This window comes from Streptomyces sp. NPDC004647, from assembly GCF_040609575.1.
Taxonomy (GTDB): domain Bacteria; phylum Actinomycetota; class Actinomycetes; order Streptomycetales; family Streptomycetaceae; genus Streptomyces.
In genome coordinates this window covers 95,694-117,254 of record NZ_JBEXKU010000012.1, presented here as the reverse complement: position 1 = coordinate 117,254, position 21,561 = coordinate 95,694, and the positions used below count along the sequence as shown (strand labels likewise).

At 72.5% G+C, this 21,561-nt stretch carries 14 protein-coding genes; 10 read left to right on the top strand and 4 right to left on the bottom strand.

Annotated elements, in window-relative coordinates:
* Positions 1-210: 210 nt before the first annotated feature.
* Positions 211-834, bottom strand: a complete 624-nt coding sequence (locus ABZW18_RS07990) for an FtsX-like permease family protein (protein WP_356183667.1) — start codon at positions 832-834, stop codon at positions 211-213.
* 473 nt (positions 835-1,307) lie between these two features.
* Here ABZW18_RS07990 and recN point away from each other — a divergent pair, with 473 nt between their 5' ends.
* The 3 genes from recN to ABZW18_RS07975 all read left to right on the top strand — a co-directional run bounded on the left by recN (position 1,308) and on the right by ABZW18_RS07975 (position 5,785).
* The gene (gene recN / locus ABZW18_RS07985) at positions 1,308-3,026 is read left to right on the top strand and encodes a DNA repair protein RecN (protein WP_356183717.1); all 1,719 of its coding nucleotides are present in this window, start codon (positions 1,308-1,310) and stop codon (positions 3,024-3,026) included.
* Positions 3,027-3,591: 565 nt separating this feature from the next.
* Positions 3,592-4,488 (top strand): hypothetical protein, encoded by an 897-nt coding sequence (locus tag ABZW18_RS07980; protein WP_356183665.1) that lies wholly within the window; start codon positions 3,592-3,594, stop codon positions 4,486-4,488.
* Between the two features lie 157 nt (positions 4,489-4,645).
* Positions 4,646-5,785, top strand: coding sequence for a glycosyltransferase family 4 protein (locus tag ABZW18_RS07975; RefSeq protein WP_356183664.1), 1,140 nt, complete (start codon positions 4,646-4,648; stop codon positions 5,783-5,785).
* Positions 5,786-6,189: 404 nt separating this feature from the next.
* Here ABZW18_RS07975 and ABZW18_RS07970 read toward each other — a convergent pair whose 3' ends face one another.
* Together ABZW18_RS07970 and ABZW18_RS07965 are read right to left on the bottom strand one after the other, a co-directional pair.
* Positions 6,190-7,827: a PucR family transcriptional regulator gene (locus ABZW18_RS07970; protein ID WP_356183662.1), complete on the bottom strand. Its 1,638-nt coding sequence runs from the start codon at positions 7,825-7,827 to the stop codon at positions 6,190-6,192.
* A gap of 293 nt (positions 7,828-8,120) precedes the next feature.
* Positions 8,121-9,164: a LacI family DNA-binding transcriptional regulator gene (locus ABZW18_RS07965; protein ID WP_356183714.1), complete on the bottom strand. Its 1,044-nt coding sequence runs from the start codon at positions 9,162-9,164 to the stop codon at positions 8,121-8,123.
* Between the two features lie 237 nt (positions 9,165-9,401).
* Here ABZW18_RS07965 and ABZW18_RS07960 point away from each other — a divergent pair, with 237 nt between their 5' ends.
* Entirely contained in the window at positions 9,402-10,526 is a 1,125-nt protein-coding gene (locus ABZW18_RS07960; protein WP_356183712.1) for a glycoside hydrolase family 64 protein, read from the top strand.
* A 72-nt stretch (positions 10,527-10,598) separates the two neighbouring features.
* Here the strand turns inward: ABZW18_RS07960 and ABZW18_RS07955 are convergent, their stop codons facing one another.
* On the bottom strand, positions 10,599-12,401 hold the full coding sequence (locus ABZW18_RS07955; protein ID WP_356183659.1) for a glycoside hydrolase family 15 protein: 1,803 nt from the start codon (positions 12,399-12,401) through the stop codon (positions 10,599-10,601).
* 396 nt (positions 12,402-12,797) lie between these two features.
* Between ABZW18_RS07955 and ABZW18_RS07950 the strand changes: the two genes are divergently transcribed.
* The 6 genes from ABZW18_RS07950 to ABZW18_RS07925 all read left to right on the top strand — a co-directional run bounded on the left by ABZW18_RS07950 (position 12,798) and on the right by ABZW18_RS07925 (position 21,478).
* Complete coding sequence (locus ABZW18_RS07950) at positions 12,798-14,450, top strand: CTP synthase (RefSeq protein ID WP_356183709.1); 1,653 nt, start codon at positions 12,798-12,800, stop codon at positions 14,448-14,450.
* 78 nt (positions 14,451-14,528) lie between these two features.
* On the top strand, positions 14,529-15,170 hold the full coding sequence (locus ABZW18_RS07945) for an NUDIX hydrolase (protein WP_356183657.1): 642 nt from the start codon (positions 14,529-14,531) through the stop codon (positions 15,168-15,170).
* An 817-nt stretch (positions 15,171-15,987) separates the two neighbouring features.
* A complete protein-coding gene (locus ABZW18_RS07940; protein WP_356183655.1) occupies positions 15,988-18,072 on the top strand; it encodes a tetratricopeptide repeat protein in 2,085 nt (694 codons plus the stop codon).
* A gap of 133 nt (positions 18,073-18,205) precedes the next feature.
* Complete coding sequence (ald, locus tag ABZW18_RS07935) at positions 18,206-19,321, top strand: alanine dehydrogenase (RefSeq protein WP_356183706.1); 1,116 nt, start codon at positions 18,206-18,208, stop codon at positions 19,319-19,321.
* 400 nt (positions 19,322-19,721) lie between these two features.
* On the top strand, positions 19,722-20,840 hold the full coding sequence (locus tag ABZW18_RS07930) for a ParA family protein (RefSeq protein ID WP_356183654.1): 1,119 nt from the start codon (positions 19,722-19,724) through the stop codon (positions 20,838-20,840).
* Positions 20,837-21,478: a hypothetical protein gene (locus tag ABZW18_RS07925; protein WP_356183651.1), complete on the top strand. Its 642-nt coding sequence runs from the start codon at positions 20,837-20,839 to the stop codon at positions 21,476-21,478. Before ABZW18_RS07930 ends, ABZW18_RS07925 begins: the two co-directional genes overlap by 4 nt.
* Positions 21,479-21,561 lie beyond the last annotated feature (83 nt).

The window sequence follows — 21,561 nt, the reverse complement described above, 5'->3', positions numbered from 1 at the left end:
TGTCCTGTGAGGACTTGTGAGCGGTTCGAGAAAGTGGCCGACCGCCTCAGAGGGCCACCGGCAGCGCCGGATGCCGCGTTGTGGCACCCGTCCGATGCCGCGCTGTGGCACCGTCCGGTTCACCGGCGGGCTCGTAGAGGTCCCCCGTGACGGTGAATTCTCCGCGGAGGCTCCCGGGCCGGCCGCCCTCACACTGCCCTCATGTCGCCCTCAGGTCGCCCTGAGGGCGGCCACGGGCCGGCGCCGCAGAGCCGACTGCACCGGCAGCACTGTCGAGAGCACCGCCAGCGTCAGCGGGGCGCCCACCACGCCCGCCACCACTGTCCACGGAAGGTACGGCACCGGGCTTCCGAAGGCCGGCTGCAGGATCGGGGCCAGCGTGGCCAAGGAGATGGCGCCGCCGAGGAGCAGCGCCATGAGGGAGACCACCGTCGCCTCCCAGGCGGCCATCGCCCGCAGTTGGCCCGGCAGCGTGCCGATCACCCGCAGCAGGGCGACCTCGCGGCGCCGCTCGAAGGAGATCATCGCGAGCGTGTTCGCGGAGCCGATCGCGGCGAACGACGCGTACAGGGCGGTGCCCGCGTAGTCCAGCCACACCTCGCCCGGGCCGCCCGACGAGCCCGTACGGTGCTCCGCCGTCGTGTGCAGCGCGATCTTGGTGAGGCCGAAGGCCACGACCAGGACGAGCGGGACGACGGCCGCCGCGAAGCGGCGGGTCTGGGAGCGTACGTTCAGCATGGCCAGCCGGGCACTGCTGCCGCACGGCCGCACCACCGCGGACGCCGGCCACGCCGCCGGCCCGATGATCCGCGCCCCCAGCAGTCCCACGCCCACGCAGAACAGAATCAGCACCAGAAACGCGCCCGCGCTCGCCTCACTGGACGGTGTAGATCGAGCCGATCAGCAGGACGACGGACATCGTGTCCACCGAGTTCTCCGTGATCACCCGCCGAGCCTGCGGTGACAGACCCTTCGTTCCCGTCACCGACAGCATCGTCGTCGCCGCGCTCACCACCGTCGCGCGAACAGCGTCGCCACAGCGGTCCCGACGAATGCGGGCCGGTGCGCGCGCATCGTCGCCCAGGCCAGTCCGGTAGCCATCCCGTACAACCCCCGAATGTCGATCGGCGCTCAGCTTCGGCTCCCTCCATCCACCAGGGCCATGGAGTGATCACTCGGACCGGGGGTGGGGCTGTCCCCAGGGCGGCTCCCGGTACCGGCTCGGAGCGAGCCACGCGAGGCCCGCAGGGGGAGCACGTCGCGCGCCGAGCTCGGAACCTCGTAAGGTCGTGTCCGTGTTGGAGGAGATGCGGATACGGTCGCTCGGGGTCATCGACGATGCCGTTGTCGAGCTGTCACCCGGCTTCACTGCGGTGACAGGCGAGACCGGTGCGGGAAAGACGATGGTCGTCACCAGTCTGGGCCTGCTGCTGGGCGGGCGCGCCGACCCCGCGCTGGTGCGGATCGGCGCCAAGTCGGCGGTCGTCGAGGGGCGGATCACGGTCCCTGCGGGCACCCCGGCCGCCGTGCGCGCAGAGGAGGCGGGCGCCGAACTGGACGACGGCGCACTGCTCATCAGCCGTACGGTTTCCGCCGAGGGGCGTTCCCGCGCCCATCTGGGCGGGCGTTCCGTGCCGGTGGGGCTGCTCGGCGAACTCGCCGACGACCTCGTCGCGGTGCACGGCCAGACCGACCAGCAGGGGCTGCTGCGCCCTGCGCGGCAGCGGCAGGCCCTGGACCGGTACGCGGGCGACGCGGTGTCCGTGCCGCTGGAGAAGTACGCCGCCGCACACCGGCGGTTCCGGGCGGTCGCCGCCGAGCTCGAGGAGCTGACCACGCGGGCGCGCGAGCGTGCCCAGGAAGCGGACCTGCTGCGCTTTGGCCTCGACGAGATCGCCGCCGCGGAGCCGCAGCCGGGCGAGGACGCCGAACTGGCCGCCGAGGCGGAGCGGCTCGGCCACGCCGAGGCGCTGGCCTCCGCCGCGACCACCGCGCACCGTGGACTCGCAGGGGACCCGGAGGACCTGGAGGGGGTGGACGCGGCGACCCTCGTCGCGGGCGCCCACCGCGCGCTGGAGGCCGTACGGTCCCACGACCCGGCCCTGGCCGCGCTGGCCGACCGGATCGGCGAGGTCGGCATCCTGCTGTCCGACGTGGCGGGTGAGCTGGCGGGCTACGCCGACGACATCGACGCCGATCCGCTGCGGCTGGCCGTGGTGGAGGAGCGGCGGGCGGCACTCACCCAGCTCACCCGGAAGTACGGCGAGGACATCTCGGCCGTGCTGGCCTGGTCCGAGCAGAGCGCCGCCCGGCTGACGGAGCTGGAGAGCGACGACGACCGGATCGGTGAGCTGACGGCCGAGCGGGACGCGCTCCGCGGGGAACTCTCCGGGCTCGCTCAGGCCTTGACCGATGCGCGGAGCGAGGCGGCGCAGCGATTCGCCGACGCGGTCACGGCGGAACTGTCGGAACTGGCCATGCCGCACGCGCGCGTGAGCATCGAGATGCGTCAGGTCGAGGACCCGGACGGCATCGAGGTCGGTGGCCGTACCGTCGCCTACGGCGCGAGCGGTGTCGACGAGGTCGAACTGCTGCTCGCCCCGCACCCGGGGGCGCAGCCGCGGCCCATCGCCAAGGGGGCGTCGGGTGGTGAGCTGTCGCGCGTGATGCTCGCGGTGGAGGTTGTCTTCGCAGGCTCCGCACCCGTGCCGACGTATCTCTTCGACGAGGTGGACGCGGGTGTCGGGGGTAAGGCGGCGGTCGAGGTCGGGCGGCGGCTCGCCCGGCTGGCCAGGTCCGCGCAAGTCGTGGTCGTCACACATCTGCCGCAGGTGGCGGCCTTCGCGGACCGGCACCTGGTGGTCGAGAAGACCAACGACGGCTCGGTGACGCGGAGCGGTGTGCAGGCGATGGAGGGCGAGGACCGGGTGCGCGAGCTGTCACGGATGCTCGCGGGACAGGAGGACTCCCAACTGGCCCGCGCACACGCGGAGGAGCTGCTGGAGGCGGCCCGGTCGGGCAACTGAGGCGTCGCCGGCCGGCGGGCCGCTCGGCGTGTGCCTTCGCGGGGGCAGTTCGGTGTGCTCTCGCGTCGAAGGCGTTCCGCGGTGCCTGGCCCCCTCTTGCGGCGTCCCCCGGTGCCCCAGCCGGGCGGGGGGCTTCGCCGGTGCGCTTGGGGGTGTGCGGCTCTGGTGCGCTGTGGGGGGACTCCTCATGTGCGCTCGCAGGGTGGCCGTCGTTCCGGGTGCCCGTGCCCCGGGGGAAGGGGTTCGGTTCCAGCACCTCGTGCTGTCGGTGCCCGTCCGACAGCACGGGCCCCTCCGCGGTTTCGTATCACCTCTGGATCCGCTCCTGCCAGATCCGCCTTCAGATTCTGTTCCGTGGGGCGTTCTCGTCGGGGTACGGGCAAAGTCGCGATCACGGTGGGTCCGCTTGTGGGTGACTCGGTCGTGACGAGTTGTGCGCCCGGGCGGAGACACCGCGATGGCGCACGGAGACACGGTGCCGGGCGCAGTTGGGCGGGACCGTGGGGCGGAGCCGCGGGTGGGCGCCGTAGGGTGACGTGCGATTCAGCAGTGAGGGGAGCAAGCGATGGCGGAGCCGGACGGCAGGGGGCGGGGGCGGGTTTCGGCCTTGTTCGCCGCGGTGGGGGCGGTTCGTGCGGTCTATGCGGGTATGCGCCACAAGCCGCCGGGCGAGCCCGCACTGTGGGAGCGCCGCAATCACTCCGGCCGGACCGTCGACCTCTACGCAGGACCCGCCGTGACCCTGGGCACCGCGCTCGCCGTGGCGAGCGCCCCCACGCTGCCGCTGCGGACCCGGGGCGCCGCCGTCCTCGCCGTGCTCGCCGCCGGGGCCGGCGGGGCGTACGACGACATGGTCGGCCGGGGCGACCGCCGACGCGGCTTCCGGGCGCATCTCACCGCCTTGCGGGACGGCGAGATCACCTCGGGGAGCGTCAAGCTGTTCGGTATCGGCGCCGCCGGACTGGCCGCGGGTGCGCTGCTCAAGGAGCAGCCGGTCGACAAGCTCCTCGCCGGAGCGGTCATCGCCGGTAGCGCCCATCTGGTCAACCTCCTGGACGTACGCCCGGGCCGCGCTGCGAAGGCCGTGCTGGCTGCCGGGGCACCCGGCATGTTGCGCGGCGGGCACGCCGGGGTGCTCGCGGCCGCGCCGCTCGGGGCCGCCGCCGCCGTCCTCGCCGACGACCTCGCCGAGCGCACCATGCTCGGTGACTCCGGCGCGCACGCGCTCGGTGCCGCAGCGGGCCTGGCGATCGTGGCCGGCAACGGCCGTGCGGGGCTGGCTCTGCACGCCGCCGCCGTCCTCGCGGCAGCGGCTGTCGGGGACACGGTCGGCAACGGCGCCGCCTGGCGGGCACACCCGGCGCTCCGTGCGTGGGATGCCCTGGGCCGCCGCGCGGAGCCGGTCTCCGTCTTCTCGCGCGGGGCGACCCCCGTACGACCGAGCGGCGCTCCCGGCCGCTGAACTCCGCACGTCCCCCGGTCGGGTGACGGGCTGACGCACCGGAGCGCCAGGAAGCAGAAACTGCCGGACATCAGTGCCCGCCCGGCCACCCGGGCTGGCATCCTGGGGGCGGCCCCCCGCGCCGCCCGTCCGACGCCGAATCAGGAGCTCCACCCGCGTGAGCAGCACACCGGTCCCGCTGAACGGGCATTCGCCGTTGCACGCCGTCCAGGTGCTGGGGCGCGGCAGTTCGGGCAGCGGCGCGCACGTGCGTTCGCTCGCCGACGGGCTCGTCGCACGGGGCGTACAGGTGACCGTGTGCGCCCCGCACGCGGCAGAGCACGCCTACGACTTCACCGGCGCCGGAGCGCACTTCGTGCCCGCCCCGCCGCGTACCGACCCCGTGACCGTCGCAGCCCTGCGGGCGGCATGTGCGGCAGCGGATCTCGTGCACGCCCATGGGATACGGGCCGCTGTACGAGCCTCGCTGGCGCTCGGTGGGGAGCGCACGCCGCTGGTCGTGACCTGGCACACCAAGGCGCACGTGGAGGGCGCGCGAGCCCATCTCGTGCGCCTGATGGAACGCCGGGCCGCCCGAGCCGCCACTGTCCTGCTCGGCACGTCCTCGGACCTGGTGGTCCGCGCCCGCCGCCGGGGGGCGCGCGATGCCCGCCTCGCGCCGCTCGCGGTGCCTGCGCCCCGGACGCCGTCCCCCGACGGGGATATGGGGGACATGGAGGAATGCGACCGGGGACGGCACAAGGTGCGCGCCGAACTGGGCGCCGTGGACCGTCCCTTGCTGCTCACCGTCGGCAGGCTCGAACGGTGGCAGGGGCATACGCGGCTGCTCGACGCGGCCCGCGCCTGGAGCGCGCTCGAGCCCCAGCCGCTTCTCGTGCTCGCGGGCGAAGGGCCCGAGCGGGCCCTGCTCCAGCGCCGTATCACCGCGGAGGGCCTGCCGGTGCGGCTGCTCGGCCGCCGCGAGGACGTACCGGCCCTGCTCGCCGCCGCGGATGTCGCGGTGCTGCCGAGCCGGTGGGAGGCCCGGGCACTGTTCGCGCAGGAGGCACTGCGCGCGGGTGTTCCGCTGGTGGCCACGGCGGTCGGCGGAGTGCCGGAACTGGTGGCGGACGCGGCTGAACTCGTGCCGTACGGGGACGTGCAGGCGCTGGCGGGCGCGGTCACCCGGCTGCTCGCGGATCCGGAGCGACAGGCGCAACTGGCTGCGGCCGGGCGGGCGCAGGCACTGACGTGGCCGACGGAGGACGACACGGTGGCCCAGGTGCTGAGCGTCTACGACGAGCTGGCCGAGCCCTGACCGGACTGTCCGGCCCGGGTATCCGGCCAGGGCCGGGTGTTGACCGCGGTGAAAGCCGCCAACTTGCTGCGGCGGGGGGTTCACCGCCGGGACGGGCGCCAACTTGCTGCGGCCGGGCGGGCACGCGGCTCGTACGCGGCCGACTGAGGTCGAGAACGGTGGCCCAGGTGCTGAGCGTCTACGACGAGTCCCTGACCCGTCCCCGTCCTGACCCGTCCCCGTCCTGACCCGTCCCCGTCCTGACCCGTCCCCGTCCCGACCCGACCCGGCCCCGTCCTGACCGGCCCAGCCCTGACCGGCCCAGCCCTGACCCGTCCTGGGCCCCCGCCACGGCCCCGTGTTCAACCGCCCCTCGAGCGCGAGGCTTGCCGGCCAGGGCTCGCGACCCGCTCCGACCCGCCCGCTCAGGGCGTGTGGCGGCGGGCCTGGAGCGCCAGGTTCAAGGTCAGGACCGTCTGTGGGTCGTCCAGGTTCGTGGCCAGGAGCTGGGAGATACGGGCCAGCCGGTCGTACAGGGTCTGCCGGTTCAGATGCAGTTCCCGCGCCGTCTCCGCCTTCCGCCCCGCATGCGTCAGATACGTCTCCAACGTCGGCAGCAACGGCGGCCGCGCCGACAGGTCATGGGCGATCAGGGGCCCGATCGCCCGGTCCACAAAGGCGGCCAGGTCGGGGTGCTCACGCAGTCGCCACAGCAACAAGTCGATATCCAGCCGCCGCGCGTCGTACCAAGGACGCGGAGGCAGCCCCTGCGCCGCGGCCGCCGCCTCAGCCGCATGCCGCAGCCCGGGGCCCGCACCCGCCCAGTCCCCGGCGACGCCGACGACCACCGCGGGCGGCAGTACCCCGGCGCGTTCCAGCCCGGCCCGTTCGATACCTGCCCGCAGCGCGGCCGCGACCCGATCGGCCGCCGCCGACCGCTCGGACTCCGAGCGCAGACCTACCAGCAGCGGCACGCGGCCTTCCACCGGCCGTACGCCCATGAGTACCGGCAAGCCGACCGTGGTCAGTTCCTCCTGGACCGCCCTGACCAGCACCGCCCAGTCGCCCGGCGGGATCAGCTCGGCCGGCAGCCGCATGACGACCGGCAGCAGCAGCCCGTCGGCCGGGCGGAAGCCGAGTACGCGGGCCTGCGCCGGAGCGTCCTCCGCCGCGGTCCGGCCCTCGGCCAGATCGGTGAGGAAGTCGCCCCGGCCGCGCGCCGCCAGCTCCTCCTCCTGGCGGGCCTGCATCAGGACGACCGCCAGCAGCCCCGCCGTACGCTCCGCCGCGATCCGGTGCACCGGTGCGAGCGGGCCGTCCACCGGGAGGATCACCAGCCGGGCCCGGACCGAGCCCGGCCCGGGGCCGCCGCCCGGGATGTCCACGGTCACCCCGCCGGCCGTCGGCTCGGAGCCCCGAGCGGAGCCCCGGCCGGAGGACCGCTGCCGACGGAGCCCGTCCCACACCTGTACCGGATCGGTGGCGCCACCGTCCTGCCCGGCCGCGTACAGCAGCTGTCCGTCGGGTGTTTCGAGGAAGACCGGATTGCCCGCGAAGTCGGCGAGCAGCCGCAGCACCTGCGGCGCCCCGCCGCCGCGCAGCAGCAGCTCGGTGCAGCGCCGGTGGACCTCCTCCGCGCTGCGCAGCAGCGCGTAGTGCCCGTTGACGATCTCGGTGTGGATCTCTTCGGTGACGGTGACGAAGGGCACCTGGCGGTGCAGCTGTACGAGTGGCAGGCCGCAGGAGCGCGCCGTGTCCAGCAGCGCGGCCGGCAGTTCGGTGAAGCGGCCGCCCAGCTCCACGACGAGCGCCGCGATGCCCCGCTCGGCCAGTGTGCGGACGAAGCTGCGCTGCTCGGCCGGGCGTGTGCCCAGGCCGAGGCCGGTGGTGAGCAACAGTTCGCCGCCCTTGAGCAGGGAGGCGATGTCGGGCACCTCGCCCGCGTGGACCCAGCGGACCGGGCGGTCCAGCTGGTCCTCGGACGCGACGACCTCGGGCAGGCCGCGACGGAGGGCGGGCAGCTCGAGCGCCCGTCGCACGGTGATCCCGGCCTGCGCTTCCATCTCTCTCCTTGCGTGGGAATCCCCCCTTCAGGAGGGAGGCGGCATCCGCCCTCGGAGCTGCCGAGCGGCGTCGTAGGTTGTGGCCCTGCCCTCGGGCAGCGGTCAGGGCCTGGCCGTCATGAGGCTCTACGGAGCCACGTGAGAGCCACCCCGTTCACGGGGTGCAGGAGTCACGACGCGGACGCTACCCGGGACTCGTATGAGGTGCACCTGCCGCAAGTCCGCGCGCCGTATGCACAGCGCGCGAACGCCCGTCCTCGACGCCGTCGCAGACGCCGGGCGAGGAGCCGTGCTCAGCTCGAAGCGCGTACGACGAGCCGGGCAGCGGTGACGACGGGAGAGGGCCCCTCGCCGGAATCGTCGGCCGGCGCCGCGCCGAGACGGCGCAGCAGCAGCGTGGCCATCATGCGTCCCATCTCCTCGACGTCCTGGTGGACCGTGGTCAGCGGGGGCTCCGCCCAGGCCGCCGGTTCCATGTCGTCGTAGCCGACGACGGCGACGTCCTCCGGCACCCGCAGCCCACGGGCGCGCAGCGCGCGCAGTGCGCCGGAGGCCATCAGGTCGGAGCCCGTGAAGACCGCGTCCAGGTCGGGGGCGCGGTCGAGGAGCGTGGCCATGGCACGCTCGCCGCCCTCGGCGGTGAAGTCGCCGAGGGCCACCAGCGCCGGGTCCGGTTCCGGGGTGCCGAGCGCGTCCCGGTAGCCGTCGAGGCGGTCGAGGGCGGAGGTCTGGTCGAGCGGGCCGGTGATCACGGCGATACGCCGCCTGCCGCGCTCCAGAAGGTGCTCGACGGCCTGCCGGGCGCCGCCGCGGTTGTCGGTGTCGACGTACAGCAGGTCCGGGTCGCGGTCGGCGCCCGCCCAGCCGGGGCGGCCGCCGAACACGGTGGGCAGGCCCGAGGCGGCAGCCATCGACGGCAGCGGGTCGTCGCGGTGCAGGGAGAACATCAGGACGCCGTCGACATGGCCGCCCGAGAGATAGCGGCCGATGCGCTCGTAGTCCCGCGGATGTTCCACGAGCAGCAGCAGGAGCTGGGTGTCACAGGCCGACAGCTCACGGCTGATACCGCGCAGCTGCTGCGCGAAGAACGGGTCGGAGAAGACCCGCTGCTCCGGCTCGGCGATGACGACGGCGACCGCCCCCGTACGCCGGGTGACCAGGCTGCGGGCCGCGCTGTTCGGTATGTAGCCGAGCTCCGCCACGGCCTGCTGGACCTTTTCCCGGACCGAGGTGCGGACCCCCGCACTGCCGTTGACCACGCGCGACACGGTGGCTCGGGAGACCCCGGCGCGCGCGGCGACGGCTTCCAGCGTGGGGCGTGGATCGGACACGGCCAACTCCTTTTCCGTCACGGAGACTTGACGCTACCGCCTGATGTGGGCACTGTGCTGGGTCATGGAGTGAGAGCGCTCTCACTCCATGCTCTCATTCCTGCACCGCCTCTCCTCATGCCCCCCACCTCCACGAGGAGCACATCCATGAGCACGAAGAAGCATCGGTTCAGCGCCCCGAACATCAGCCGTCGCCGGGCCCTCGGACTCGCGGCAGGAGCTGCCGCGGGCATCGGGACGGGTATGGCGTTCGGGTCGGCACGGGCGTCGGAAGGCTCCGCCCCCGCAGCTGCTTCGGCCGCCTCCGCCGCCGACGGCATATCGCTCACCGTCGTCAACAAGACGGGTGAGTATGCCAATTCATCGATATGGATCTACATCGTCGGCAACGACGGCACCCGCCAGGTGCGCGTCACCCCCGATGGAACCCTGGCGCCCGTCGCGCTCTCCGACAACGGCTCCGACGGCTGGACCGACTACGCCATCCCGCTCTCCGGGAGCGGCCCCACGACCCTCACGCTCCCGAAGTTGTCCGGCCGTATCTACGCCGCGCTCGGCGACCGACTCAAGTTCAAGGCCGTCACCGACGGCAGCGGCAACGCCGCCCTCCAGTACCCGGCCGGCTGGGTCGCCTCCGACCCCAACTACCCCGTGCTGCACGACTGTGCGGAGTTCACGTACAACGACCGCGGCATGTTCTGCAATACGACCATGGTGGACATGTTCAGCGTCCCGATGGCCATTCACCTCACCGGTGCCAAGGACCAGAGGACCGGCACCCTGCGCGACGGAGCCCGCGCCCAGGTCTTCTCCGGCCTCGCCGCCGAAGACGCCTTCGTCCCGCTCGTGATCGGCGACCGGCGCGTCATCGCCCCCGGTCACGGCCTGGACGCCGGGCTCTTCGCCCGGGACTATCTCGCGCCCTACATCGACCAGGTGTGGAGCACCTACGAGACCAGGGACCTCGTCGTCACCACGAACGCCGGGAAGTTCACTGGCAGGGTCAGTGGCGGGAAGCTGTCCTTCACCGGCCCTGGAACGGTCTCCTTCGACAAGCCGTCGACCCGCGACGTGCTCTTCTGCGACGGTGCCCTGGCCGCGCCGAACGATGAGATCACCGGCCCGGTCGCCGCGATCCTCGGCGCGGGCCTCAACCGCAGCACGCTGCACGACCAGGCCGCCCAGCCGTCCACCGACCCCGCCCGCTTCTACCGGACCGGGATCACCCACCACTACGCCAAGGCCATGCACGCGGCGACGGAGGACGGCAAGGCCTACGGATTCGCCTTCGACGACGTCGCCGGCTTCGCCTCGTACATCGAGGACGGCGCACCGAAGGCCATCACCCTCACCCTGACGGGCTTCTGAGAACAGCGAGTCGGGCGTGCGGCCCGTGCGGCCCGTGCGGCCCGGGGCGAGCCACCCCGGGCCCGCGGGGCGTCAGCCCCCGTACGCGCCCGAGGCGGTCAGCCGCAGCGCGGTGTCGATCAGCGGCACGTGGCTGAACGCCTGCGGGAAGTTGCCGACCTGCCGCTGCAGACGCGGATCCCACTCCTCCGCGAGCAGCCCCAGGTCGTTCCGCAGCGACAGCAGCTTCTCGAAGAGCTTCCGTGCCTCGTCCACCCGGCCGATCATCGCGAGGTCGTCGGCCAGCCAGAACGAGCAGGCCAGGAAGGCTCCTTCGTCGCCCGGCAGCCCGTCGACGCCCTTCTCCTCGCCCTGGGTCGGGTAGCGCATCACGAAGCCGTCCTCGGTGCCCAGCTCGCGCTGGATCGCCTCGATCGTGCCGATCACCCGCTTGTCGTCCGGCGGCAGGAAGCCCATCTGCGGAATCAGCAGCAGCGAGGCATCCAGCTCCTTCGAGCCGTAGTACTGGGTGAAGGTGTTGCGCTCCTTGTCGTAACCCTTCTCGCACACCGTGCGATGGATCTCGTCGCGCAGCTCGCACCACCGCTCCAGCGGCCCGTCCACATCGCCCGACTCGATCAGCTTCACCGTCCGGTCGACCGCGACCCACGCCATGATCTTGGAGTGGACGAAGTGCCGGCGCGGCCCGCGGACCTCCCAGATGCCCTCGTCCGGCTCGTTCCAGTGACCCTCGAGGTAGCGGATCAGCTTCAGTTGGAGCAGGCTCGCGTAGTCGTTGCGGGCGAGACCCGTCATATGGGCCAGGTGCAGCGCCTCGGTGACCTCGCCGTAGACGTCGAGCTGCAACTGCCCCGCCGCGCCGTTGCCGACCCGGACGGGGGCGGAGCCCTCGTAGCCCGGCAGCCAGTGCAGATCGGTCTCGCCCAGCTCCCGCTCGCCCGCGATCCCGTACATGATCTGCAGGTTCTCCGGGTCGCCGGCGACCGCGCGCAGCAGCCACTCGCGCCAGGCCCGCGCCTCTTCCCGGTATCCGGTGCGCAGCAGCGACGACAGCGTGATCGCCGCGTCCCGCAGCCAGGTGAAGCGGTAGTCCCAGTTCCGGGACCCGCCGATGTCCTCCGGCAGCGAGGTGGTCGGCGCGGCCACGATGCCGCCCGTCGGACCGTACGTCAGTGCCTTCAGCGTGATCAACGAGCGGACCACCGCGTCCCGGTAGGGGCCGTGGTACGTGCACTGCTCGACCCACTCGCGCCAGAAGTCCTCGGTCGCCTCCAGTGAGGCCTCCGGCTCGGGCAGCGGCGGCGCCTCCTTGTGCGAGGGCTGCCAGCTGAGGGTGAAGGCGATCCGCTCACCCGGGGAGATGGTGAAGTCCGAGTACGTGGTGAGCTCCTCACCGTGCGTCTCGGCGGTCGTGTCGTACCAGACCGAGTCGGGGCCGGCGACGGCGACCGTGCGCCCGTCCACCTTGTGGACCCAGGGCACCACCCAGCCGTAGGAGAAGCGCATCCGCAGCGCCGACTGCATCGGAACCCGTCCGCTGACGCCCTCCACGATCCGGATCAGCTGGGGAGCCCCGTCGCGCGGCGGCATGAAATCGGTCACGCGGACCGTGCCGCGCGGTGTGTCCCACTCCGATTCGAGTACGAGCGAGTCGCCCTTGTAGCGGCGCCGGTCCGCCGTGGGCGGCTCGACGCCGTCCGGGTACGCAGGGCCCAGCCGCCAGAAACCGTGCTCGTCCGTGCCGAGCAGCCCGGCGAAGATGGCATGGGAGTCGAAGCGGGGGAGGCACAGCCAGTCGGCCGTACCGTCCCGGCAGACCAGGGCGGCGGTCTGCATGTCCCCGATGAGTGCGTAATCCTCGATGCGCCCGGCCACGTGCATCTCCAGTCGAACGGCCTCGTTGCCCGTCAGGGCGTCTTGCGGTCAAAAACATTGACGAGCTCTTGTCCCGGGAGGCGGGGCTGGGGTGGTGCCGTGCCGGCTTGCTCGCTGATGTGTCCGAGAAGGATACGACGCACCCAGGTGATCTGGGCGACCGTCTCAGCAAGGCGCCTGAGCCGGATGAGTGAGCCGCTGGTGGGACACCGCCGAAGCATGGCCGGAAGCAGCCCCGCTCAGGCGCTGATACCCTGGTAGCCCGTGGAGCGGTGGGCCCCACCCCAGGTGAAGGCACCCCCGAACCGCAGCGACGGCACCCCTCGGAACCATCTCGTGAACCAGGGTAAGGCCGGCCAGCACCCACTTCGCGACCACGGGAGCCCCCTCTTGGCACTGCCGCCCAAATCAATGACGACCAAGCACCTCTTCGTCACCGGGGGTGTCGCCTCCTCGCTCGGCAAGGGGCTCACGGCCTCCAGCCTGGGTGCGCTGCTGAAAGCGCGCGGCCTGCGGGTCACGATGCAGAAGCTCGACCCGTACCTCAATGTCGACCCGGGCACGATGAACCCGTTCCAGCACGGTGAGGTGTTCGTCACCAACGACGGCGCCGAGACGGACCTGGACATCGGCCACTACGAGCGTTTCCTCGACGTCGACCTCGACGGCTCGGCGAACGTCACCACCGGCCAGGTCTACTCCACGGTGATCGCCAAGGAGCGGCGCGGCGAGTACCTCGGCGACACCGTGCAGGTCATCCCGCACATCACCAATGAGATCAAGCACCGCATCCGCCGGCTGGCCACCGACGACGTCGACGTCGTCATCACCGAGGTCGGCGGCACCGTCGGCGACATCGAGTCGCTGCCCTTCCTCGAGGCCGTACGCCAGGTCCGCCACGAGGTCGGCCGGGACAACGTCTTCTTCGTCCACGTCTCCCTGCTCCCGTACATCGGGCCGTCGGGCGAGCTGAAGACCAAGCCGACTCAGCACTCGGTCGCGGCGCTGCGCAGCATCGGTATCCAGCCGGACGCGATCGTGCTGCGGGCCGACCGCGAGGTCCCGCAGTCCATCAAGCGCAAGATCTCCCTGATGTGCGACGTCGACGAGGCCGCGGTCGTCGCCGCCATCGACGCCAAGTCGATCTACGACATTCCGAAGGTGCTGCACGCCGAGGGGCTGGACGCCTACGTCGTCCGCCGTATCGACCTGCCGTTCCGGGACGTCGACTGGACCCAGTGGGACGACCTGCTCCGCCGGGTCCACCAGCCCGAGCACGAGGTCACCGTCGCCCTGGTCGGCAAGTACATCGACCTGCCCGACGCGTACCTCTCGGTGATCGAGGCGATGCGGGCCGGCGGATTCGCCAACAACGCCCGAGTGAAGATCAAGTGGGTCACCTCGGACGACTGCAAGACCCCGGCGGGCGCCAAGAAGCAGCTCGGGGACGTCGACGCGGTCTGCATCCCCGGCGGCTTCGGTGACCGCGGTGTCGACGGCAAGGTCTCCGCGATCACTTACGCCCGCGAGAACAAGCTCCCGCTGCTGGGCCTCTGCCTCGGCCTGCAGTGTGTGGTCATCGAGGCCGCGCGGAACCTGGCGGGCATCGAGGACGCCAACTCCACCGAGTTCGACGCGGCCACCGGCCACCCGGTGGTCTCCACCATGGCCGAGCAGCTCGACATCGTCGCCGGCGAGGGCGACATGGGCGGCACCATGCGGCTGGGCATGTACCCGGCAAAGCTCGCCGAGGGTTCCATCGTCCGCGAGGTCTACGGAGACCAGCCGTACGTCGAGGAGCGCCACCGGCACCGGTACGAGGTCAACAACTCCTACCGCGCCGAGCTGGAGAAGACCGGCCTTCTCTTCTCCGGTACCTCGCCGGACAACAAGCTGGTGGAGTACGTCGAGTACCCGCGCGACACGCACCCGTACCTGGTCGCCACCCAGGCCCACCCGGAGCTGCGCTCCCGCCCGACCCGCCCGCACCCGCTCTTCGCGGGCCTGGTGAAGGCCGCGGTGGAGCGCCGCCGGGGCGCTCAGCTCTGACCGATACGGTTGCCGGGGTACGGGCCTGCGTGGTCCGTGCCCCGGCACCATCGTTCTTTCCGGAGGTCGAACCACCCCATGGGCGAGCACACCGAGCCCCTGCGCGACACACCCGAGGAGTGGCAGGTCACCGAGACCGCCACCCCCTTCACCGGCAACAAGACCAGCGTCCGGACGGACCACGTCGTCATGCCCGACGGGAGCACCGTCAGCCGTGACTACCAGGTCCACCCCGGTTCGGTGGCGGTCCTCGCCCTCGACGACGCCGACCGCGTCATCGTGCTGCGCCAGTACCGTCACCCCGTGCGGCAGAAGCTCTGGGAGATCCCCGCCGGCCTGCTGGACATCCCCGGCGAGAATCCGCTGCACGCGGTCCAGCGTGAGCTGTACGAGGAGGTCCACGTCAAGGCCGAGGACTGGCGCGTCCTGGCCGACGTCTACACCTCTCCGGGCGGCTGCGACGAGGCCGTACGGATCTTCCTCGCCCGCGACCTCTCCGCGGCGGACGGCGACCGCTTCGAGGTCTCGGAGGAGGAGGCCGACATGGAGATCGCCCGGGTCCCGCTCCAGGAGCTCGTACGCGGCGTGCTGGCGGGCGAGCTGCACAACAACTGCCTGGTGGTCGGCGTGCTCGCGGTCACCGCAGCCCTCGCGGGCGACGGCCTCGACTCGCTGCGCCCGGCAGACGCTCCCTGGCCGGCCCGCCCCTTCACGGTCTAACGGGCCGACCCGCCTCGGGCGCGGCTCCGGGCCCCGGCCGCTCCGGCTACCGCGGGCAGAACCAACGCGCCCTCGGCCAAGGGCCCGGGCGGTCGCGGTCCTGCGCCGGCCCCGCCGCGCTGCCCGACCGTCCGCTCGCCACCGGGAAAGCCGGCGGTTTGCGCACGCCTCTCCGCTCACGGGCGGCGGCAGCTTCGGTGCGGGCACGTTGCCGGGGTGCTCAGCGCCAGTCCGTGCGAGGTCGAGGCGCATCCGGCCATCGGTTCACAAGACGACCGGTGGTTCTGCGCCCGGCTCCCGGTTCCTCCGGAACTTGGCAGCGCTGATGCTTCTCGGGTGCCCTGTGTGCCACGTCGCCGCCGCCCGTGCACCGCGCGGCGGACTCGCTGCCGGGCCCAGCGCCGACCCGTGCGAGTGGAGGTCCCGCCGCGCCCGGCTCTCAGCCGCAGCCCATCTGCAGCGTCCGCAGAGTGGCCGGGCCGCTGCCGGGGGCGGAGCCTCTTCCCGTCGTGCCGGGGAAGCGACGACCCCGTACGGGAGCCGCGCCCTCGCCCCGCCCCTACCGGCGGTGCACTCCGCTCCTGCCCCGCTCCGGGCTGCGGCTGAGCGCCGACGACGCGGCGGCGCCGTGCGGACCGGTCCCCGCGGGCGGACCACACAGCGGGCGAGCGGCGCGATGGGCTCATCCGATGCGGTGATTTTCGGACCGGACAACCGCCCCGCTCCGCACGGGCCGTCGCACAGAGTGAACTACTCTCGGATCGTTCCCGCCCGCAGCCGCGGCGGGCTCGTGCGCAGACGGACGGGAGCGTGGCCCGTGACGGATCAGGCGGTGGACACCAGCGGGCAGGCGAGGGCGGCGCGCGCCAGGGCCCGTACCACCACACCGCCCCCCGCCACCGAGCGCTTCTTCGGCCGCACCCGGGAGCTCAAGTCGCTCCGCGAGGACATCGCACGAGCCGGGCTCGACACCCTCTCCGGGCGCAAGCCTGCCCGCGCCCGGGTGCTGCTCATCGCGGGCCGGCCCGGATCGGGACGCACTGCGCTCGCCGAGGAGTTCGCCCGGCGGCAGGCGGGCGCCTACTCCGACGGTGTGCTCCGCGCCCGGCTCACCACGCCCGAAGGGCAGCCCGTGCCCACCCGGCGCACCGCCCGCGACCTCCTCGACGCGCTCGGCGCGACGGCCGCCGCGGGCGCCGGTGAGGACGAGCTCACCGAGGCGCTGCGGGCCGCCCTCCACGGCCGCCGGACCCTGCTGCTCCTGGACGACGCCGGGGACCCCGAGCAGGTGCACCCGCTGATCCCGGACGCCCCGGACTGCCTGGTCCTGGCCACCTCCGAAGGGCCGCTGACCGGGGTCCCGGACGTACGGCCGTGCACGCTCGGCGGGCTCGGCGTCGGCGCCGCCGTCGAGCTCCTCTCCCGGTACGCGGGCACGACCCGTATCACCGTCGACCCGCGCTCCGCCGACTCCCTCGTCGAGGAGTGCGCGGGACAGCCCGCCGCGCTGGCCCTCGTCGGCGGCTGGCTCGCGGCCCGCCCCAAGGCGTCCGTCGCCGATGTGACGCAGCGGCTGCGCGACCTGCCCGACGCGGCGCCGCTGCCGGAGGCCGCCGGAACCCGGCCGCTGGCCCGCGCCTTCCGGCTGGTGTACGAATCCCTGCCGCAGCCCGCCGCCCGGACGCTGCGGCTGTTGGCGCTCGCCCCCGCGGGCTTCGTGGACGCGCATACCGCGTCGGCGCTGGCGGGCTGCTCGGTGACCGCCGCCCAGCCGGCGCTGGACGGCTTCGCCGCGCACGGCCTGCTGCGCGCCGTGGCCTCGCCCTCCGGCCTGCCCCCCCAGTACCGGGTGCCGGGCTGCCTCGCCCCGCTGCTGCGCGCGCTGCTCCGGACACAGGAGAAGCCCGCCGAACTCCTGCTCGCCCGCGCCAGGATGCTGGAGCGGACCGTACGGCAGTTGCAGTCCTGCCGGGCGACCGCCGAGCCCGTCGACTCTCCCGCCCGCAAGCGGCTGGCCGGGTTGCCGCGCGCGCTGCGCTTTCCCTCTCCCGGAGTGGCGGCCGGCTGGCTCGACTCCCGGCTGCCCGCGCTGCTCGCCGGGGCCGAACTCGCCGTCGAGGACGGAGAACTGGACAACCAGGCGCGCCGGATGGTCGCCGCACTCGCGCGGGCGCTGATCGCCCACCGGGGCGAGGAGGGCGCCGCGCCGGAGCTGTACCCGCTGCACCAGCTCGTGCTGGGCGTCGCGGAGCGGCGTGGTCTGCCGCTGGAGAAAGCGGCCGCGCTGCTCAATCTGGCCGACCTCGACGCCGCGGCGGGCCGGTCCGGGGATGCGCTGGACCGCTACCGGGGCGCGCTGGAGGCCGCACGGTCCGTCGGCGACCCGATGCTCACCTGCCGCGCCCTGGAATCCCTCGGCGGTACGTACCAGGAGCTCGCCGACTGGCAGCGGGCGGCCGACTGGTACGGGCGGGCGCTGTCGCTGCGGCTCTCCCGCGGGGATGTGGCCGAGCAGGCGCGGCTGTACGGCCGGCTCGGGGCGCTCCACAGCTATGCGGGCCACTGGGGCGAGGCGCTGCGCAACTGGCGCGCTGCCGCAGCCGGATACCGCAGGCTTCGCGATCCGCAGGGCCACGCGCGGGCGCTCGGCGAGATGGCCAGGGTGCAGGAGTACGCGGGGCGGCCGGAGGAGTCGCTGCGCACCTGCGAGGAGGCGCTGGCCTGGGCGCGCCGGGCCGGGGACGACCGGCTGCGGGCGGCGGTGCAGCTGCGGATGGCGGACACCCTCGACCACCTCGGCGATCCCGCGGCGGCAAGGCTGCACCGCGGTGCGGCTGAGGGTCTGCTCAGTGACACCCCGGGGTCCACCTACGAAATCCGTGGCACTTCGCCGAGGGATTGATGCTTTGAAAGGCTAGACAGCGAGACATCCTTCAATAGACTGGTCGGGCCGCGCCACGAAGCGGTGGCATCCCGTATGCAGTCGCATGCTGGGGTTTGTACCTAATCCCCCTCATCCAAGGACCGTGATCGACGTGAAGGTCGGCATCCCCCGCGAGGTCAAGAACAACGAGTTCCGGGTGGCCATCACCCCCGCCGGCGTGCTCGAGCTCGTCCGCCATGGCCACCAGGTCTTCGTGGAGCAGGGCGCCGGCCTGGGCTCCTACATCCCGGACGAGGAGTACATCGCCGCCGGCGCCACCCTCCTCGGCACCGCCGACGAGGTCTGGGGCTCCGCCGATCTGCTGCTGAAGGTCAAGGAGCCGATCGCGGAGGAGTACCACCGCCTTCGCAAGGACCAGACCCTCTTCACCTACCTGCACCTCGCGGCCTCCCGGGAGTGCACGGACGCGCTGCTGGAGTCCGGCACCACCGCCATCGCGTACGAGACGGTCGAGACGGCGAACCGCGCGCTGCCGCTGCTCGCCCCGATGTCCGAGGTGGCCGGCCGGATCGCCCCGCAGGTCGGCGCCTACCACCTGATGCGCTCGGCCGGCGGCCGCGGCGTGCTGCCGGGCGGCGTCCCGGGCGTGGCCCCGGGCAAGGCCGTCGTCATCGGCGGCGGCGTCTCCGGCTGGAACTCCGCGCAGATCGCCATTGGCATGGGCTTCCGCGTGACGCTGCTCGACAAGGACGTCAACAAGCTGCGCGAGGCCGACAAGATTTTCGGCACGAAGATCCAGACCATCGTCTCCAACGCCTTCGAGCTGGAGAAGGCCGTCCTCGAGGCCGACCTGGTCATCGGCGCGGTGCTCATCCCGGGCGCCAAGGCGCCGAAGCTGGTCACCAACGAGCTCGTGTCGCGGATGAAGCCCGGAAGTGTGCTTGTCGACATTGCGATCGACCAGGGCGGCTGCTTCGAGGACTCGCGTCCCACCACGCACGCCGAGCCGACCTTCCAGGTCCACAACTCGGTCTTCTACTGCGTCGCCAACATGCCGGGCGCGGTGCCCAACACCTCGACCTACGCGCTGACCAACGCCACGCTCCCGTACATCGTTGAGCTGGCCAATCGCGGCTGGCAGGAGGCGCTCCGCAGGGACGCCGCGCTCGCCAGGGGCCTCAACACCCATGACGGACACGTCGTCTACGGCCCGGTCGCCGAGGCCCACGGCCTCGCCTCCGTCGAGCTGAGCACGCTCCTGGGCTGAGCCCCCGGAGCGTCACCCCTGGGCGGCGTCAAGCGACATCGTCAACAGCACCGTCAACAGCACGTGTCCGGCCGGGCCTTGTGGATCAGGGTCCGGCCGGAGGCGTTCCGCCTTTCCGGATGCCCGGTCAATTCGCCTTGAACGTAGCCCTTTAGCTGTTTCGTACAGCAGTGAAACATCGGCGTTGCGGTCCTTACGCCCTTGACATCGGGGCGTTCACTTGCCGACACATCAGGCCGGGTCCGGCGGATTGTGTTGCTGTGAACCGTCGACACGCCATAGAGTCGCAAACCGTCGGCATGGTGCCACGCTGACCTATCGATAAAGTTTCCTGGTCACGTCCAAGGAGGTAAGACGACTTGTGAATGAGTCGACATTTACTCCCGGGGGTGGTCAAGGAATGGCTGCGCGGGGCCAGGGTCCCTCCGGGCCCGAGGCTGTCGGCTCCGTCGCCGTCCGTACCTTCACAGCCCGCCAGAGCACGACAGCCCACCAGAGCATGGACGGCCATCACGTGAACGCCATGGCCGGCGACCACGGCGGTAAAGACCCCGCCACCCGTCTCGCCGACTACGACGACCTGCCCGAGGGGCACTTCTACGACCCCGACGCGGAGTACGAGCCCGATCCCGAGTACGCGGCCACGCTCGCCCCGGACGCTGCCCGCCAGCGCCGGGAGCGGGTCGGCCCGACCGGGAGGCCGCTGCCGTACTTCCCGATCCCGGGTCCGCTGACCGACCACGGCCCCGCGAAGATCATCGCTATGTGCAACCAGAAGGGCGGGGTCGGCAAGACCACCTCGACCATCAACCTGGGTGCCGCACTCGCGGAGTACGGACGCCGGGTGCTGCTGGTCGACTTCGACCCGCAGGGCGCGCTGTCCGTGGGCCTCGGGGTGAACCCGATGGAACTCGACCTGACGGTCTACAACCTGCTCATGGAGCGGGGCATGGCGGCCGACGAGGTGCTCCTCAAGACAGCGGTGCCCAACATGGACCTGCTGCCGAGCAATATCGATTTGTCAGCCGCTGAAGTGCAGTTGGTGAGCGAGGTGGCCCGTGAGTCCACCCTGCAGCGGGCGTTGAAGCCGCTGTTGGCGGACTACGACTACATCGTCATCGACTGCCAGCCCTCGCTGGGCCTGCTCACCGTCAACGCGCTCACCGCGGCGCACAAGGTGATCGTGCCGCTCGAGTGCGAGTTCTTCGCGCTGCGCGGGGTCGCCCTGCTCACCGAGACGATCGAGAAGGTGCAGGAGCGGCTCAACCCCGAGCTGGAGCTCGACGGCATCCTCGCGACCATGTACGACTCCCGTACGGTGCACAGCCGCGAGGTGCTGGCGCGGGTGGTCGAGGCGTTCGACGAGCACGTCTACCACACGGTGATCGGCCGTACCGTCCGCTTCCCGGAGACCACCGTCGCGGGCGAGCCGATCACCACGTACGCCTCCAACTCCGTCGGCGCCGCCGCTTATCGTCAGCTCGCCAGGGAGGTGCTCGCCCGGTGCCACGCCGAGTGAGTCTTCCGGGAGCCGACGAACTGTTCCGCACCACCGGGGGGATGGCGCTGCAGGCATCGTCTGCGGGGTCCGCCCGGCAGCACGCCAACGGAGAGAAGTCCGGGGCAGCGCCGCGGGTGCCCGCACCCGCCGGTGAGTCCGATCCGGTGTCGTCGTCCGACGAGGACGGCCCCGGTTCGGACGCCTCGCCCGCCGCCGATGAGGACGCGGGCTCCGCCGAGCACTCCGGGCGCGAGAACGACCAGGACCATCCCTCCGCGGTGCGTACGTCGGCCCAGGCGGGGCCAAAGGGCCGCCCGGAGCGGGACGGGCCTCCCGCGGCCGCACAGGTCCCCGGTGCCCGCCCAGCCGCCGGGCAGCACCCTTCCGCGCAGGCCGGGGCCGGCCAGCCCCGGCGCGGCACCAGGGGGGCGAACCGCCGTCCCAGCGGCCGGGAGCGGCACGACGAGAAGATCACCGTCTATGTCTCCGCCGAGGAGCTCATGGACCTGGAACACGCGCGGCTGGTGCTGCGGGGCGAGCACGGGCTCGCCGTCGACCGCGGCCGGATCGTCCGCGAGGCGGTCGCGGTGGTCCTGGCCGACCTCGAGTCGCGCGGCGACGCGAGCATCCTGGTGCGCCGGCTGCGCGGGCGCTGAAACGGCCGGGGTCCCTCATGGCCCGGGCCGGGGGAGATAACCTGCCGTTTCCGCGGGCCGCGCCCTGGCTTCCGGCCCGGGGA